The sequence below is a fragment of the Streptomyces sp. NPDC101225 genome, from assembly GCF_044767585.1.
Classification (GTDB): Bacteria; Actinomycetota; Actinomycetes; order Streptomycetales; family Streptomycetaceae; genus Streptomyces.
This window is the reverse complement of sequence record NZ_JBIWOE010000045.1, coordinates 49773-65816: the sequence shown is the minus strand read 5'-3', so window position 1 is coordinate 65816 and position 16044 is coordinate 49773. Positions and strand designations below refer to the sequence as shown.

Genomic DNA, 16044 nt, shown 5'->3' with positions numbered 1-16044 from the left:
CCACAAATCCGGCACCATCAAGGGCCTCAACGCCGAGATCGGCGCCTCCCTCACCTCCGGCGCCGCCATCTGCGAGATCAAGGACTGACCACCGGCACGTCGGAAACGGACGCGAAAAGGAACGGCCGGGGTGCGGCGGGGGAATCCGGTCGATGAATTGGATATATGTGAGAATCGATGCGGGAATTCATCGGGAACTGTGAGGACGGAGGGCGGGAAGATGACTCGGATTGCGGTCCGCAAGAAAGCTGAACCGGTCACCGGGGCGGCGCGGGAGAGCCTCGGCCGGGTCGACCACGTCGACGCCTCCGCCGTCGACGTCCCGGCCGGTGTCACGGCCGTGGACTTCGCCCGCGCCATGCTGGGCGCGCCGCCGCGCTGGGTGTCCGGCCTGCTCGCCGTGCGGGACGCGGCCGTGGCGCCGTTCGGGCTCAGGCAGCGGGACAAGGGGCGCCGTACGGACATCGTCCCCGGGGCCAGGATCGGCCCCTTCCTGCTGCTCAGCGTGGCGGACGACGAGGTGCTCGCCGGGGACGACGACAAGCATCTGAGCTTCCGCTGCTCCTTCGCCGTACGGCAGGGGCCGCACGGTCCGGAGGCCGTGTGCACCACCGCCGTGCGCTTTCACCGGCCGGCCGGACGCCGCTACTTCCGGGCCATCGAGCCCTTTCACTACGCGATCATCTCCGGGATTCTTCGCCGGGGGGCGGAACGTTCAAATTTCACCCATCTGTAGTGCGTTGACGACCCCCGTTCCGCTTGGATAGGCTGCTGCGGAAATTTCTGGACGATAACGGGGGAAACGTGTCCAGTGATCATTCCGTGGAATTCCCGGAAATGACGGGGACGGAAATATCGGGAGGCGCCGAGCGTGCTCTCCTGGAAATACGCGATCTCATCGAGACGGTGGTGGCGCGCGGCGAGTGGCCCGCCGCCGACAGCAAGTCGCTCCTGGTCACCGCCGAGAGCGCCCGAGCGGCCCTGGAGGCGCTGCAACGCCAGCTGAGCGAGGCCAGGCGGCGGGTGGACGTGCTCGTCCCCTCGGACCGGTCGGCGGCCAGGCTGCGGATCCACGTGCTGTCCAAGCTGGCCAGTGACGTCCCCGAAGGCGTGGCCATCCGGGTCCTGGACTGCTGGGCCACGGCGGATCGTTACCGCCTCTCCGAACTGCAGAAACGCCGCAGAGGCATCGGCATCCGGCTCACCGACGCCGCCCTGAGCGGCGCGATCATCGTCGACGGCGAGACCGTCCTGACGAGGTCCGACGGGCTGCACGCGGGCGGCCCCCGGCACACCGCGCTGATGCGCGCACCCGCGGTCGTGGAAGCGCTCAACGCGCTCTACGCCGACGTGTGGAACCGCGCCGTGCCACTGTCCGACGAGCACCTGCTGGACGGCGTGATGCAGGAGATCCTGGACTGCCTGCGCAGGGGGTACACCGACGACACCGCCGCCCGGGCGCTGTCCATGTCCGTGCGCACCTATCGCCGGCACGTGGCCGGGATCATGCGCATCCTGGGCGCCAGTTCCCGCTTCCAGGCGGGGGTCCACGCCACGGAGATGGGTCTGCTCAGAGGAGATCTCGGCGGCGAGCGCAGCCTGGCGCCACCCGCCTGACAAGCTCCGACCGGGCGGCAGCAAACTGCCAGTACCGCGGGCCGCTGCCCGCAACCGCCCGGGCACACACGTCATCTTGCGGCCACGGCATTGCTCTTGATTCGGCCGCCCGCATAGCGTGAAACACGCGTGAGCGTCCCGGGGACGGGAGCACCGACGGAGCACTGACCGATCAGTTTCGGCCGCGACGGGGCGGCCGGGACCCAGACCGGACTCCGGCACCGGCCCGTCCTTCCCCAGGCTCTGCCCGGGTATGCCGCTCACGCCTTTCACGGTCATGCCGCGCGGTCTGCGACACCGACGTCGTGGGCGGCGGCGTGGCCAGATCGACGGGGGACAAGCCATGAAACAGCAGCATCTCAACCATGCCCTACGACCACTCGACCACTCCACCGACCCGCGCGTCCCGCGCCCTCTCACCCGCGGCCGCGGACGGCCGCCGTACGGATTCCGTACGACGGTCACCGACACCGGCGACGGCCGGCAGCCCAGGCTCGTGCCGGACGAGCGGACCGCGCCCGTCGTGCAGCGCATCTTCCAGGAGTTCCTGAAGGGCGCCAGCCTGCAGAGCATCGCGGAGGAGCTGAACGCCGACCGCATCCCCGGCCCCGCCTCCGCCTGGAGCAAGAGCACCGTGCGGGCCATCCTGACCAACCCGCGCTACGCGGGCGACGCCCGGGTGCCCGGCGGCGGGCGGCAGCTCGTCGACCCCGAGGTGTTCGACCAGGTCCACCAGGTGTTCGCCCGGCGCAGGACCCGTACTCCCGAGTGCGGGAGCCGGCAGGTCCGGACGTACGCGCTGCGCGGCCTGCTGCGCTGCGCCCGCTGCAACCGGCTGATGCAGGGCACCTGGAACAACGGCGAGCCCTACTACCGCTGCCGCGCCACCAGCGCCGAGGACCGCCCGGACGACCACCCGCGCAACGTCTATCTGCGCGAGCGGTCCGTCATGGGCCCCCTCAACGCCTGGGTGCGCGGGCTGTTCGTCCCGCAGGGCCTGCGGCGGACGGCCGCCGCGGCCCCGCACGGCCACACCGCGGCGGTGGCCGCCCGCCGCCAACTGCGCGCCCAGGGAGTGGAGATGGGCGGCTCCCTGACTCCGTCCACGTTCCGCGCGCTCGGCGTCCGGCTCAGCTACTCCGACACCGACCGGCTGGTCACGGCCAAGGCGGTGCTCGGCACGGCCGGCGTCGTGGTCCACGGCCGTATCGAACTGTAGGCACTTCGGCGGCGGTCACCCGACACGGACCGCACAGGACACAACGCCGCAACAGAAGGTCAGAAGGGAATCGAGTGCGCTCGATCGTGCTGATGCCGGACGCCTCCGTGGTACGCACGGACGCCACCGGCATCGAGATGAGTTTCGCCGTGCACCCCACGGCGCCGGTCCTCGCCGGCCACTACCCCCATTTCCCGCTGCTGCCGGGGGTGTTCACCCTCGACGCCGTGCACCAGGCGGTGCTGCGGCACGCGGACGACGACCTCCGGCTGACGGACATCCGCTCCGTCCGCTTCCAGGCCCCGGTCCTCCCGGGCGACACCCTCACGGTCGAGGCCGCCGTCAAGGAGGTGGGCGCCGCCCGCGACGTGCGCGCGACGTGCCGTACGGAGCGGGGCAGGACCGCGACCCTGCGGCTGCGCTACGCCGCCGCGGGACCGCGCGAGATCACGGCCGCCGCACCGGCGGACGATGCCCCCGCCCCGGCGGTGGACCACGGCCCGGCCGCCCTGAAGAAGCTGATCCCGCACCGCTATCCGGCCCTTCTGGTGGACCGCGTCCACGCGGTGCGGCCCGGCCGCAGCATCGTCACCGTCAAGGCGGTGACCTGCAACGAACCCTGGTACCAGGACGTCCAGGACGGCGCCGGGGACGCTGGCTACGCGTATCCGGTCCCGCTGCTGATCGAGTCCTGGTGCCAGAGCGCCGCGCTGCTCGCCGCCTGGGACCGCCCGCAGGACGAACTCGCCGGGCAGGTGGCCCTGTTCGGCGGCATGTCCGGCATCGGGCTCGGCCCCGAGGTGCGCCCCGGCGACGTCCTGCGCCACGAGGTGCGGATCAGCCGTGCGCTGGAAGGGACGTGGCTCTTCGAGGGGAGGACCACCGTGGACGGCGTCGCCGTGCTCGCCGTGGACAGCGTGATGACGGCGCTGCGCCCGAGCGAGGCGCTCACCGGGTTCACGGCCGCCGCACAGGGCTGACTCCCGGGGATCCACAGCTCGTTCTCAGCCCCGCCCTACGCCCCTGACGGGCTGTGTCCCTACCGTCGCGCCCATGACGGCCCACCGCGAGGCACGGCGTTGAGCAGCCGTGCGGACGAGACGCTGGCACAGGCCGCCGTGGCCGCGCTGACCGGGCAGCTCGCCCTGGCCCCCAAGCCGGGGCTGCCCGACCCGCGCGACCTCGGCGCCCGCGCCCTGTGCCCGGACCACGGTTCCCTGCGCTGGTCGGCCCGGGCCCTGGCGCCGGGCCTCACGGCGATGGCGGCCGCCGCCCGCCGCACCGGCGCGCCCACGCCGGTCCTCCGTGCGGAACTGGGCGCCATCGGCCGGTCCACCGAACACTCGGTGGCGCTGGCCGGCGGCGGTCACCGGGGTGCCCTGTGGGCGCTGGGCCTGCTCGTCGCGGCGGCCGCGTTCGACCCGTCGGCCCAGGGACGCGACGTGGCCGCCGCCGCCAAGGAGATCGCCGCCTTCACGGACCGGGGCGCCCCGCGCAGACCCTCGCGCGGCTCGTCGGTCTCGGTGACGTACGGCGCGGCGGGCGCCCGGGGCGAGGCCCGCGCCGGCTTCCCGCACGTACGGCGGGCGCTGGACGCCCTCGCCCGGTCCCGCTCGGCCGGGGCCACGGAGCCGCAGGCACGGCTGGACGCCCTGCTCACCGTGATGTCCACCCTGCAGGACACCGAACTGCTGCACACCGCGGGCCCCTTGGGGCTGCGGCACGTGCAGGCGGGGGCGCGCGGCGTCCTGGACGTGGGCGGCACGGCGACCGGGGCGGGCGCCGAGGCCCTGCGGACCCTGGACGCCGACCTGCGCACGCGCGCGTGGAGCCCGCGGGGCAGCGCGGGCCTGCTCGCGGGCGCCCTGTTCCTCGACTCGCTGCCGGCGGGCACGCCGGTCCGGCCCGGGTGACCGAAAAGCCGGGTCACTCCCCCGCGAGCACCTTCCGCAGCACGTCCAGCGCCTCCGGATACGCCCGCTCCCGGGGCGTCCCGTACCCGACGACCAGCCCCTGCGGCCGGTTCGCACCCGGCGTGTGCCAGTGGTCGCCCAGGCGCCCGACCGCGAGCCCCTCGGCCGCGGCCCGCTCCAGCGTCTCCTCCTCGTCGGCGACCTCCACGAGCGCGTGCAGCCCGGCGGCGATCCCGCGCACCTCGCTGCGGTCGCCGAGCCGGTCGAGCAGCTGGTCGCGGCGTCTGCGGTAGCGCAGCCGGCAGGCACGCACATGGCGGTCGTAGGCATGGCTGTCGATGAGTTCGGCGAGCGCCAGCTGGCCGATGGACTCGGTGTGGTGGTCGCTGTGCAGCTTGGCGTCGGCGACGGTGTCGACGAGGTGCGGCGGCAGCACCATCCACCCGAGCCGCAGCGCGGGCCCGAGCGTCTTGGAGGCCGTGCCCAGATAGACGACCCGCCCCGGCGCCATCCCCTGGAGCGCGCCGACGGGCTGCCGGTCGTAGCGGAACTCCCCGTCGTAGTCGTCCTCGACGATCAGTCCGCCCCGCGCGCGTGCCCAGTCCGTGACCGCCCGCCGCCGCTCGGGGTGCAGCGTCACACCGGTCGGGTACTGGTGGGCCGGCGTCAGGACCACGGCCGCGGCGTCCCCCAGCTCCTGGGCGCACACACCCCGTCCGTCGACGCGTACCGGCACCACGTTCCCGCCGTTGCGCCGCACCACCTCCCGGTGGAAGGGCAGCCCCGGGTCCTCCATGGCGATCGTGTCCCCGTCGAGCACCCGCGTGAGCAGCGCCAGCCCCTGCACGTACCCCGAGGTGATCACGATCCGCTCGGGCGGTGCGACGACCCCCCGGGCCCGCCCCAGATATCCCGACAGCGCGGTGCGCAGCTCGATCCGGCCGCGCGGGTCCCCGTAGTCGTACGCCAGCAGCGGCGCCGTCGCGATGGCCCGCCGCAGCGCCCGCAGCCACGCCGCCGCCGGGAACGCCCCGACGTCCGGGCTGCCGGGCCGCAGATCGAAACGCGGCGTACGCGCGCGTGCCGCCGCCTCCGGCGCACCGCTGTCGAGCGAGGGCAGCGAGGCGACCTGCGTTCCCGACCCCTGCCGCGCGGTCAGATACCCCTCGGCGACGAGCTGGTCGTAGGCCGCCTTGGCCGTACCCCGGGAGATGCCGAGCTCCTCGGCCAGCCGCCGGGTCGCCGGCAGCCGGGTCCCCGGCGCCAGCCGCCCGTCCCGCACGGCATCGCGCAGAGCCCGTTCGAGCCCGACGCGCCGCCCCTCGCCGTCGTCGGTCTCCAGATGCAGATCGACACCGACACCGGCCAGGAAGCCGTCCACCTGCCAACCCCCGTGAACGAGAGCGCCCCTTCTTCCGGGGGCGCGAGGAACCGCGCGACCGGCCCGCGACCACCCGCGGACCGCAGGGAAAAGGCCGGGCACCGCCTTCGTACCCGGCCATCGATCCGACGTCAGCCCTTGAGCGAGGCCATCCACGCCTCGACCTCGTCGGAGCGGCGCGGCAGCGCCGCCGACAGATTCCGGTTGCCGGACTCCGTCACCAGGATGTCGTCCTCGATCCGCACCCCGATGCCCCGGTACTCCTCGGGCACCGTGAGATCGTCGGCCTGGAAGTACAGCCCCGGCTCCACGGTGAGGCACATCCCCGGCTCCAGCGTGCCGTCGACGTAGGTCTCCACCCGCGCGGCGGCGCAGTCGTGCACGTCCAGACCGAGCATGTGCCCGGTGCCGTGCAGCGTCCAGCGCCGCTGGAGGCCGAGCTCCAGCACCCGCTCCACGGGGCCCTCGACGAACCCCCACTCGACGAGCCGCTCGGTGAGCACCCGCTGCGCGGCGTCGTGGAAGTCGCGGTACTTGGCACCCGGCACGACGGCCGCGATCCCGGCCTCCTGGGCGTCGTACACGGCGTCGTAGATCTTCTTCTGGATCTCGCTGAAGCGGCCGTCGACCGGCAGCGTGCGGGTGACGTCCGCCGTGTAGTACGTGTGCGTCTCGACGCCCGCGTCCAGGAGCAGCAGCTCGCCCGAGCGCACCGCCCCGTCGTTGCGCACCCAGTGCAGCGTGCACGCGTGCGGCCCGGCGGCGGCGATGGTGCCGTAGCCCACGTCGTTGCCCTCCACGCGCGCGCGGAGGAAGAACGTGCCCTCGATGTAGCGCTCCGAGGTCGCCTCGGCCTTGTCGAGGACCTTCACGACGTCCTCGAAGCCGCGCACGGTCGAGTCGACCGCCTTCTGCAGCTCGCCGATCTCGAAGCCGTCCTTCACCAGCCGTGCCTCGGACAGGAAGACGCGCAGCTCCTCGTCCCGCTCGGCGGTGACCTTGTCGGTCAGGGCCGCCTCGATCGCGGCGTCGTACCCGCGCAGGACGCGCACCGGGCCGGTGGCCTCGCTCAGGGTCCCGGCCAGCTCGCGCACGTCGGAGGCGGGGATGCCGTACAGCTTCCCGGCCTCGGTGAGGGAGTGCCGGCGTCCGACCCACAGCTCGCCGTGGCCGGACAGCCAGAACTCGCCGTTCTCGCGGTCGGAGCGCGGCAGGAGGTAGATCGTCGCCTCGTGGCCGCCCGCCGTGGGCTCCAGCACCAGGACGCCGTCCTCGGTCTGGTTGCCGGTGAGGTACGTGTACTCCACCGACGCGCGGAAGGGGTACTCCGTGTCGTTCGAGCGCGTCTTGAGGTGGCCGGCCGGGATCACCAGACGCTCGCCCGGGAAGCGCGCGGAGAGTGCGGCGCGGCGCCCGGCGGTCTCGGCGGTCTGGGCGATCGGCTGCAGGTCGTGCAGCTCCGTGTCGGCCCAGCCGGACTTCATGCTCTCGGCCAGCTCGTCGGAAACGCCCGGGTACAGGCCGTTCTTGCGCTGCTTGATCGGCTCTTCGCTCTCTTCCGGGCCCGCTGCGGTAGCAGCAATGGACTCAGCCGGTGTGAGCTCGTCGGCCACGGTCATCCTCCTAGATACGGCACTGGACCCCCTCCATCGTACGGTCGTACGGAAGGGGGCCCAGGGACGGAAGTCCTGTTCCGGCGGCCACCGGCGTCCGCCGGCGGCTACTCGAAGCGCGCCGCCAGCAGCACGACGTCCTCCTCGCCCGCCGCCTCGTCCCGCCCGTCGGGCAGCACCGTCCGCAGCACGTGGTCGGCGATCGCGTCCGGGTCGTCGCGCAGCGCCCTGGGCACACCGGCCGCCGCCGCGTGCAGCCGGGCGAAGGCGCGGTCGGTGGGGTCGCCGGTGCGGTGCAGCAGCCCGTCGGTGTAGAGGAGCACCGTTTCGCCGCGCTCCGCCTCCAGCTCCACGCTCGGCGCCTCCCAGCAGGCGAGCATGCCGAGCGGAGCGGACACCGACGTCTCCACGAACTCCGTGCGCCGCTCGCCCACCAGCAGCGGCGGGCAGTGCCCGGCGCCGGCCAGCGTGATCTTGCGCAGCGCGGGCTCGCAGTAGGCGAACAGGGCGGTGGCGGAGCGCGCGGGCTCGGTCAGCCGCAGCAGCAGTTCGAGATCGGACAGCACGGCGACCGGGTCCTCGCCCTCCATCACGGCGTACGCGCGCAGGGACGCTCGCAGCCGTCCCATCGCGGCCACCGCGCTCGGCCCGGAGCCCGTCACCGAGCCCACCGCGAGCCCCAGCGCGGCGTCCGGCAGCGGCAGCGCGTCGAACCAGTCGCCGCCGCCGCGCGGACCGGTGCGGTGCCGGGCGGCGAGCTGCACGCCGGCCATGCGGGGGAGCCGGGACGGCAGCAGCTCCTCCGCCATCGTCGCCATGGACGCGCGCGTGCGCTCCACCTCCACCAGCCGGGCCAGGTGCTCACCGGCGTAGCGCGCGTAGAGCCCGACGAGGTGGCGCTGGCGCTCGTTCGGCTCGGCGGGCTCGTCGTACAGCCAGACCGCGGCGCCCTGCCGGCCCGCGTGCTCGCCGGCCAGGGGGAGGGCGTAGCACGCCGCGTAGCCGAGGCGGGCGGCCACCTCGCGGTGGCGCGGGTCGAGTCCGTCCTCGGCGAAGAGGTCCGGCTCGGCGATCTCGCCGTCCGCGCCCGGCCGTCCGTCGAGGATGCGGCCGTAGGACATGGCACTGCGCGGCACCGTCTCGATGTGTCCCAGGTCGGCGCGGGCCAGGCCGAGGCCGATCGTCGTGTCGGGGCCGAGTCCGTCGCCGGGTTCCAGCACGACGAGACCGCGCCGGGCGCCCACGAGGGCGGCTCCGGCGCGCAGCACCTCCGTCAGGGCGTCCGGCAGCGCGTCCGTGCGGGCCAGGCGTTCGGTGAGTTCGTGCAGTGTCGTCAGGTCCGAGACCCAGCCGGCGAGCCGGTCGGTGAGCAACGCACCTGGTGGGTGCGGCGGAGAGACCGGGGAAGCACCGGAAGCTGCGGGCGCGGGCGCGACAGTGTGTGCGGGCGAGGGAACCGTTGAATCGATTCCAGCCACTTTCGGAAGGTGAGGGGCGTTCATGGCGTCCGGCTTTCCGACCGGTGCGTACTGCTCAAAAGCATCGCAAACCCCCATGTCATTCTGCGTCGCCAGCAGTGTCTCCACATGTACACGCACTCGTGAGGGGATGTCCAGCATTGTCCTGCCGGGATTCCTGGTGTCCAGGGGCAATCTGTGGTTCGATCGTCCAAAGGCAAACTTGGCTTAAAACTGACTCGGGTTACGGCCTATTGCGGTCGACTGGGTTTGCTCCACAGAGCGTCACAGCGGTCGTGATGGGTACGTACTCGGTGAAGGCCAGGGGTGGTTGCCGCCACCCGGAACCTGGTGCCCGACCCGGGCGTCTTAGCCACCGACGACCGTGCCCCATCCTCCCGTGGCAGAGGCGAAGAGAAATACACGGGACGGCAAAACGCCAGACTTCGCCACCCCCGCGCCACGCCCATGCTTGTGAGGGATGCACCATGGGCGCAGCAGTCGAGGATGCCGCGGATGCAGTCAACGTTCGACCCACAGGGGTTCCCCGTGCCCATTGGCCGGGGGTGTGATGCGCCAACAGGTACGCACAGTGCAGTGATCGACACATGGTGTGATGTGGCCCACGGTGTTGCCAGCGGTGCAACGGAAAGGAACGAGCGCTCATGCGCGAGATCCTCGGAAGGCGACGCAGGCTCCTGTCCCAGCGCAACGACGGAAGGCCTGAGTTGATCGGCGCGGCCCTGACCTTCGCGACGGAATGGCAGTGGCCCGTACTCCCGGGCGTGACGGCGGACCCGCAGGGGCACTCCCGCTGCGGCTGCCCCGACGCGGACTGCACGGTGCCCGGTGCGCACCCCTTCGACCCCGGCCTGCTCGCGGCCACCACCGACGCCCGGATGGTGCGCTGGTGGTGGAGCAACCGGCCCGCCGCGCCGATCGTCCTGGCCACCGGCGGCAACGCCCCCTGCGCGGTGAGCCTGCCGGCCCTGGCGGCCGCGCACACCCTGACCGCGCTCGACCGGATGGGCATGCGCCTCGGCCCGGTCGTCGCCTCGCCCAGCCGCTGGGCGATCCTGGTGCGGCCGTACTCCATGGAGCAGCTCGGCGAACTGCTCTACGCCAAGGACTTCGTCCCCGGCTCCCTCCGCTTCCACGGCGAGGGCGGTTACCTCGCCCTGCCCCCGTCCGAGACCGGCGAGGGCGAGATCCGCTGGGAGCGCGCACCGCTGCCCGGTTCGGCCTCCCCGTGGGTCCCCGACGTCGAGCCCGTGGTGGACGCCGCCGTCGAGGCCCTCACTCGTACGGGTGTGAGTGCGCCCGAGTTGTAGGGGTGTCGGGCGCGCACGGTGCTGCGCGCCCCGAAGCGGTGGCTATCTTCCGCACTATGCTGCGACATTCTGGGGGACGACCCCTGGACCCCCGGAAGATCCGTCTCCTCGCCCTGGCGGGCGTCGTGGCATGCGCGGTCGTGCTGCCGCTGGCCGTGGCGTCCGCCGGCCCGTCGGACGACGAGGGCCGCACCGTCGTCCGTGCCCCCGCCCGCGAAGCCGTACGGCCCTCCCCGCACGACGACGACGCCAAGGCGCGCTCCACCGCCCCCACCGGCTCCCCCCGACTGCTCGGTCTGGGCCTGGCCACCGCCGTGCGCTGCGGTCCCGAACTCACCTCCCCCGACGGGGTCGAGGCGCAGACCTGTGTGCTCACGCAGGGCGAGGACACCTGGGCGCGCACCTACTACCGCAATGTGACGGGCGGGGTGCTGGACTCCGTGCTGAGTCTCATGGGGCCGGGCGGCCGCACGGTGCAGATGAAGTGCGTCGTGGCCGCCGGCGACGAGCCGGGAATGTGCGAGACACCCCGGGAACACAGCCGGGGCGGGCCCCTGGCCTACACGGCCGTCGCGGAATTCGCGGGAGAGGGGGCGGACAGTCCGCTGTTGCTCCGTTCCGGTAGCAACTCCTCCGCGGCCACCGGTAGTTGACGTCCAGTTGCGTTCTGTAAAGCAGCTCCGGGCAGAAAAAGGCCCGGTTGCTGGCGACGGGGGATGCACCAGCAACCGGGCTACTCGAACGGTAACAAGAGATCGGCAGTTCGCAAATTCGATCCCGCCTTTCCGGTCACGTATGTGCCGGAACCGAGCGGCACCTGCGAACGGAGCAGGCAATTCCGGATGATCGGGTTCAGTTGACCGGCCGGTCAGCCGGACCCGAGCGTGCCGGATCGGTCAACTGAGCGTGACCTGCCGGTTGGTGAGGCCGCCACGGGCCCGGCGCTCCTCGGCGGTCAGCGGCGCGTCCGTGGCGAGGGCCGCCGCGAGACGCTCGGCGAACTCGGCCGCCGGCTTCTCGACATCCTCCGCGCCGACCCCGCTCGGCAGGTCCCAGACCGGCACGGTGAGCCCGTGAGCGCGGAAGGAACCCACGAGACGGGTGCCTTCACCGAGGCTCGAGCGGCCCGCCGCGTGCAGCCGCGCGAGGGCGTCCAGAAGCTGCTCCTCCGGGTACGGCATGACCCAGCGCAGGTGGTTCTTCTCCGGGGTCTCGCACCAGTAGGCGGCGTCCACGCCGGTGAGCCGGGCGGTCGGGATGGCCGCGGCGTTGGCCCGCTCCAGCGAGGCGGCCACCTCCGGCGTGGCGTTCTCCGCGTCCGGGACCCAGAACTCGAAGCCGCTGTGCACAACTGGCTCGAAGGCGCCTTCGGGGTCGAGCAGATCCTGCAGCCGCGGTCCGTCGGCCGGCGCGCGGCGGCCCTCGACCGGCGTGCCCGGCTCGGCGGCCAGCGCGCGCCGGAGGTTGTCGGCGAGATCACGGCTGACGTCGCCGGACGCCGTGTCGTTCTGCAGGCCCAGCAGGACCGAGCCGTCGTCGCGGCGCAGCGCCGGCCACGCCATCGGCAGCACGGTCGCGAGCGTCACGGACGGGACGCCCTCGGGCAGGCCGCCCTTCAGGGTCAGTTCGACGGTGGCCGCGGGCACCAGCTCGCGCAGCGCCACCCAGTCGCACTCACCGGTGACGCCCTCGAAGGGACGGTGCACCAGCTCGGTCGCGGCGTGTGCGGCGGCCCGTCCGTGACAGGCCTTGTAGCGTCGGCCGCTGCCGCAGGGGCAGGGCTCGCGCGCGCCGACAACCGGGACCTCTCCGTCCGTGATCTGCGGCTTGGCCTTCGTCTGAGGTCGCTTCTTGGCCATCGTGGGTGTCTCCCGGTTACGGCTCGTCTGGTACGGCGGGAGCCTAGCCGTTCACACCGTGACCCACGGAAAACCGCGCCCCGTCGACGGCGGATCCTGCGGACCTGCCCGGTCGGGGCCGTCCCGCGCCGGACCGTCTCAGTCGAGGTCGTCGAAGGCGTCCGCGAAGCCCCGGGACGGCATCTGCGGAATCCTCGGCGCCGAGCGGGAGGTGACGCGCGTAGGGAAAGGCTCGCGCACCGGCCCCGCCTCCCGATCCGGACGGCCTTCGTGCACCACGACCCACACCGTGACCTCGCCGCGGGCGTCGTCCCGGACACCCCAGTCGTCGGCCAGCGCGGTGATGATGTTCAGGCCGCGGCCGCCGTGCGCCGTGATCGACGGGGTGGCCGGAGCCGGTCGGGTGGGTCCGCCACCGTCCGTGACCTCCACCGTGAGCCGGCCGCCGCGGTCCACCCGCCAGGCCGCCCGCACGTCGCCGTCACCGGAGAGGGCGTCGCCCAGCGGCCGGCCGTGCTTGCACGCGTTGCTCAAGAGCTCGGACAGAATCAGCACGGCATCGTCGATGACCGTGTCCGGCACACCGCCGGTGCGCAGGTGCTCGCGCATCCGGTGTCTCGCCTGCCCCACGCCCGCAGGACCATGGGGTACGGCCATGCTCGACGACGTGGGCACCTCCTGCGCCACCACCAACGCCACCCCCGAGACCTCCTTTGCCCCACGCCACGGTGTGGATGCCCCAATGGCCTGTACCGGAAACCGGCCATTCCACGTTCAGTGACGCACTCGCAACGATCGAACACGGAGCGAACGCGCCGGAGCACTCCCTGTAGCCGCATGGCTGGATTTCGACTGTGGCCAAGTCTGGAGAATGGTGCCGAAGGGGTGCATGGGTCAAGGGTTCTTCACAGGTCTTTACCACTGAATCGGGTTCGGACAGTGACGAAGGCCGCTCAGCGGTCGAGCCGGTGCAGAACGGCGCGTGGCCGGTTGGTGATGATGGCGTCGACGCCCAGGTCGGCGCAGAGGTCCACGTCCTCGGGCTCGTTCACGGTCCATACGTGCACCTGGTGCCCGGCCCGCTTCAGGCGCTCGATGTAGGCGGGGTGGTTGCGCACGATCCGGATCGAGGGGCCCGCGATCCGGACACCCGCCGGCAGCCGTCCGTCGCGCAGCCGGGGCGAGACGAACTGCAGCAGGTAGACCGTCGGCAGCGACGGCGAGGCGGCCTGGACGCGGTGCAGCGAGCGCGCCGAGAAGCTCATGACGCGCACGGGGGACTCCTCGGGAAACGCCGGGGCGTCCAGGCCGAAACGCTTCAGCTGCACCAGCAGCCGCTCCTCCACCTGACCGGCCCAACGCGTCGGGTGTTTCGTCTCGATCGCCAGCTCCACCCGCCGGCCCGCGTCCGCGACCAGCTCCAGCAGCCGCTCCAGCGTCAGTACGGAGGTGTCCTGGCGGTCCTCCGGCAGGAACTCCCAGTCGGGCTCCTCGTCGCGGTTGCGCCAGAACTCCCTGGTCCTGCGCGAGCCGAAGTCCAGGGCGGCGAGGTCGGCCAGCTCCAGCGCGGACACCGCGCCCCGCCCGTTGGACGTACGGTTGACGCGACGGTCGTGGACGCAGACGAGATGGCCGTCCGCCGTCAGGCGCACATCGCACTCGAGGGCGTCGGCACCGTCCTCGATCGCCTTCTTGTACGCGGCCAGGGTGTGCTCGGGGGCCTCTTCGGAGGCTCCGCGGTGGGCGACGACTTGGATCCGGTGCTGCCGTGCGTGGGTCACCGCGTCATGGTGCCACCGCTGCTGGGTAGTCGTGCGATCGGAGGAGCATGGATTGCGCCCCTTTTGCCGTTCATGGCCCTATATAAAGAATGGCCCCGGACCCACAGGCACCGCTTATGGTGCCCTGACGGCTCATGGGAAAGGCTGACGGCATACAAAAGAACATGCACAGCTGCATCGCGCCGGACCGTCGACCAACGTGAACGAGCGTGACCGAGTGCGACCGAGAAGACCAGCCGTGGACCGAGGAGACAAGCTGTGAGCACCGAGAACGAGGGCACCGCGGTACCCCCGGCCCCGTCCGCACCCCCCGTGCCGGTGGACGCTCCCACTCCCTCGGCACCCGACGCCCCCGGGGGCAGCGCCCCGACGGCACCGCTTCCGCCGGTGCCCGCGAGCGCCCCCGGCGCCCCGGAGCAGGAGCTGGTGCACGCGGGCCACACCCCCGCCCACGCGGCCGCGGGTGTGCAGGACCCGCAGGGGCAGGGCGCCCCGCCGGGCCATGGGCCCGGACAGTCCCAGGGCTCGGCCCCGGACGCCTCCTGGCCGCCCCCGCCGCCCACCACCCCGTCCTACGCCGACCCGGGCTCCGGCGGCGGTGCGCACTCCGGCGGCCCGGGCGGCGGATGGGGCACCACCTATCAGCAGCCCGCGCCGAAGTCGGGCCGCGGCGGCCTCGTCGCCGCGATCCTGGTGGCCGCGCTCGTCGCCGGCGGCCTGGGCGGCGGCCTCGGTTACACGCTGGCCAAGAACAACGACTCCTCCGGGTCCACGACGGTCTCCGCCTCCGACAGCGGCGGCTCCGTCAAGCGCGACCCCGGCACGGTGGCGAACGTGGCCGCCAAGTCCCTGCCCAGCACGGTGACCATCCAGGCCGAGTCCACCAGCGGCGAGGGCGGCACCGGCACCGGCTTCGTCTTCGACACCCAGGGCCACATCGTCACCAACAACCACGTCGTCGCGGACGCGGTCGACGGCGGCAAGCTCACGGCCACCTTCCCGAACGGCAAGAAGTACGACGCCGAGGTCGTCGGCCACGCACAGGGCTACGACGTGGCGGTCATCAAGCTCAAGAACGCCCCGTCCGACCTCAAGCCGCTGCCCCTGGGCAACTCCGACAAGGTGGCCGTGGGCGACTCCACGATCGCCATCGGCGCCCCCTTCGGCCTGTCCAACACGGTGACGACGGGCATCATCAGCGCCAAGGACCGCCCGGTCGCCTCCAGCGACGGCACCGGCAGCAACGCGTCGTACATGAGCGCCCTGCAGACGGACGCCTCGATAAATCCCGGCAACTCCGGCGGCCCGCTCCTGGACGCGGCGGGCAACGTGATCGGCATCAACTCCGCGATCCAGTCCACCAGCAGCGGCGGGCTCGGCGGCGGCGGCAGCCAGTCCGGCTCGATCGGCCTGGGCTTCGCCATCCCGATCAACCAGGCCAAGTACGTCGCCCAGCAGCTGATCAAGACCGGCAAGCCGGTCTACGCGAAGATCGGCGCGTCCGTCTCCCTGCAGGACTCCAGCAACGGCGCGAAGATCACCGAGCAGGGCGCCAGCGGCTCCGACGCCGTCGAGGCGGGCGGCCCCGCCGCCAAGGCCGGCCTCAAGCCCGGCGACGTGATCACCAAGCTCGACGACCACGTGATCGACTCCGGGCCCACCCTGATCGGCGAGATCTGGACCCACAAGCCCGGCGACCGGGTCACGATCACCTACGAACGGGACGGCAAGACCCACACGGTCCAGCTCACCCTCGGCTCCCGCACCGGCGACAGCTGACCCACCGACCCACGCGCGCGTGCCTCCCCGGGTTCGCGACATCTGGCCCACGCGCGCGCGTGCCCACCCGTTACTCTTGTCCCCGCGCTGCTCG

The 16044-nt window shown here is 72.6% G+C and carries 14 protein-coding genes; 8 read left to right on the top strand and 6 right to left on the bottom strand.

What is annotated here, in order from left to right; translation table 11 throughout:
- The first annotated feature begins 220 nt into the window (after positions 1–220).
- From ACIRPX_RS38905 to ACIRPX_RS38885, 5 genes are all read left to right on the top strand, one after another.
- Positions 221–736, top strand: a complete 516-nt coding sequence (locus ACIRPX_RS38905) for a DUF2867 domain-containing protein (RefSeq protein ID WP_404204296.1) — start codon at positions 221–223, stop codon at positions 734–736.
- A gap of 101 nt (positions 737–837) precedes the next feature.
- Positions 838–1617 carry a response regulator transcription factor gene (locus ACIRPX_RS38900; RefSeq protein ID WP_404204294.1) on the top strand — a complete coding sequence of 260 codons (780 nt, stop codon included), beginning with the start codon at positions 838–840 and terminating at the stop codon, positions 1615–1617.
- Between the two features lie 343 nt (positions 1618–1960).
- Positions 1961–2836 carry a recombinase family protein gene (locus tag ACIRPX_RS38895; RefSeq protein WP_404204292.1) on the top strand — a complete coding sequence of 292 codons (876 nt, stop codon included), beginning with the start codon at positions 1961–1963 and terminating at the stop codon, positions 2834–2836.
- A 74-nt stretch (positions 2837–2910) separates the two neighbouring features.
- Positions 2911–3816: a 3-hydroxyacyl-ACP dehydratase FabZ family protein gene (locus ACIRPX_RS38890; RefSeq protein WP_404204290.1), complete on the top strand. Its 906-nt coding sequence runs from the start codon at positions 2911–2913 to the stop codon at positions 3814–3816.
- A gap of 99 nt (positions 3817–3915) precedes the next feature.
- The gene (locus ACIRPX_RS38885; protein ID WP_404204288.1) at positions 3916–4749 is read left to right on the top strand and encodes a triphosphoribosyl-dephospho-CoA synthase; all 834 of its coding nucleotides are present in this window, start codon (positions 3916–3918) and stop codon (positions 4747–4749) included.
- A 13-nt stretch (positions 4750–4762) separates the two neighbouring features.
- On the opposite strand, the gene ACIRPX_RS38880 is transcribed toward ACIRPX_RS38885, so the two are convergent.
- From ACIRPX_RS38880 to ACIRPX_RS38870, 3 genes are all read right to left on the bottom strand, one after another.
- Positions 4763–6130, bottom strand: a complete 1368-nt coding sequence (locus ACIRPX_RS38880; protein WP_404204285.1) for a PLP-dependent aminotransferase family protein — start codon at positions 6128–6130, stop codon at positions 4763–4765.
- Between the two features lie 131 nt (positions 6131–6261).
- On the bottom strand, positions 6262–7743 hold the full coding sequence (locus ACIRPX_RS38875) for an aminopeptidase P family protein (RefSeq protein ID WP_404204283.1): 1482 nt from the start codon (positions 7741–7743) through the stop codon (positions 6262–6264).
- Between the two features lie 107 nt (positions 7744–7850).
- A complete protein-coding gene (locus ACIRPX_RS38870; protein ID WP_404204281.1) occupies positions 7851–9362 on the bottom strand; it encodes a PP2C family protein-serine/threonine phosphatase in 1512 nt (503 codons plus the stop codon).
- A 503-nt stretch (positions 9363–9865) separates the two neighbouring features.
- Here ACIRPX_RS38870 and ACIRPX_RS38865 point away from each other — a divergent pair.
- The gene (locus ACIRPX_RS38865; RefSeq protein ID WP_404204279.1) at positions 9866–10531 is read left to right on the top strand and encodes a bifunctional DNA primase/polymerase; all 666 of its coding nucleotides are present in this window, start codon (positions 9866–9868) and stop codon (positions 10529–10531) included.
- Positions 10532–10587: 56 nt separating this feature from the next.
- Entirely contained in the window at positions 10588–11184 is a 597-nt protein-coding gene (locus ACIRPX_RS38860; protein ID WP_404204277.1) for a hypothetical protein, read from the top strand.
- Between the two features lie 243 nt (positions 11185–11427).
- Here the strand turns inward: ACIRPX_RS38860 and ACIRPX_RS38855 are convergent, their stop codons facing one another.
- The 3 genes from ACIRPX_RS38855 to ACIRPX_RS38845 form a co-directional block, all read right to left on the bottom strand.
- Positions 11428–12390, bottom strand: coding sequence for a DUF5926 family protein (locus ACIRPX_RS38855; RefSeq protein ID WP_404204275.1), 963 nt, complete (start codon positions 12388–12390; stop codon positions 11428–11430).
- A gap of 138 nt (positions 12391–12528) precedes the next feature.
- Positions 12529–13089 (bottom strand): ATP-binding protein, encoded by a 561-nt coding sequence (locus ACIRPX_RS38850; protein WP_404204273.1) that lies wholly within the window; start codon positions 13087–13089, stop codon positions 12529–12531.
- 254 nt (positions 13090–13343) lie between these two features.
- Positions 13344–14171 (bottom strand): glycerophosphodiester phosphodiesterase, encoded by an 828-nt coding sequence (locus tag ACIRPX_RS38845; RefSeq protein WP_404204271.1) that lies wholly within the window; start codon positions 14169–14171, stop codon positions 13344–13346.
- 258 nt (positions 14172–14429) lie between these two features.
- Between ACIRPX_RS38845 and ACIRPX_RS38840 the strand changes: the two genes are divergently transcribed.
- Positions 14430–15950 carry a trypsin-like peptidase domain-containing protein gene (locus ACIRPX_RS38840; protein ID WP_404204268.1) on the top strand — a complete coding sequence of 507 codons (1521 nt, stop codon included), beginning with the start codon at positions 14430–14432 and terminating at the stop codon, positions 15948–15950.
- Positions 15951–16044 lie beyond the last annotated feature (94 nt).

What these genes read in the sequence shown, in the direction of transcription:
- ACIRPX_RS38860 (WP_404204277.1), top strand. Translation starts at nt 10,588, where the DNA reads ATGCTGCGACATTCTGGGGGACGACCCCTGGACCCCCGGAAGATCCGT.
- ACIRPX_RS38905 (WP_404204296.1), top strand. Translation starts at nt 221, where the DNA reads ATGACTCGGATTGCGGTCCGCAAGAAAGCTGAACCGGTCACCGGGGCG.
- ACIRPX_RS38855 (WP_404204275.1), bottom strand. Translation starts at nt 12,390, where the DNA reads ATGGCCAAGAAGCGACCTCAGACGAAGGCCAAGCCGCAGATCACGGAC.
- ACIRPX_RS38865 (WP_404204279.1), top strand. Translation starts at nt 9,866, where the DNA reads ATGCGCGAGATCCTCGGAAGGCGACGCAGGCTCCTGTCCCAGCGCAAC.
- ACIRPX_RS38895 (WP_404204292.1), top strand. Translation starts at nt 1,961, where the DNA reads ATGAAACAGCAGCATCTCAACCATGCCCTACGACCACTCGACCACTCC.
- ACIRPX_RS38900 (WP_404204294.1), top strand. Translation starts at nt 838, where the DNA reads ATGACGGGGACGGAAATATCGGGAGGCGCCGAGCGTGCTCTCCTGGAA.
- ACIRPX_RS38870 (WP_404204281.1), bottom strand. Translation starts at nt 9,362, where the DNA reads ATGCTGGACATCCCCTCACGAGTGCGTGTACATGTGGAGACACTGCTG.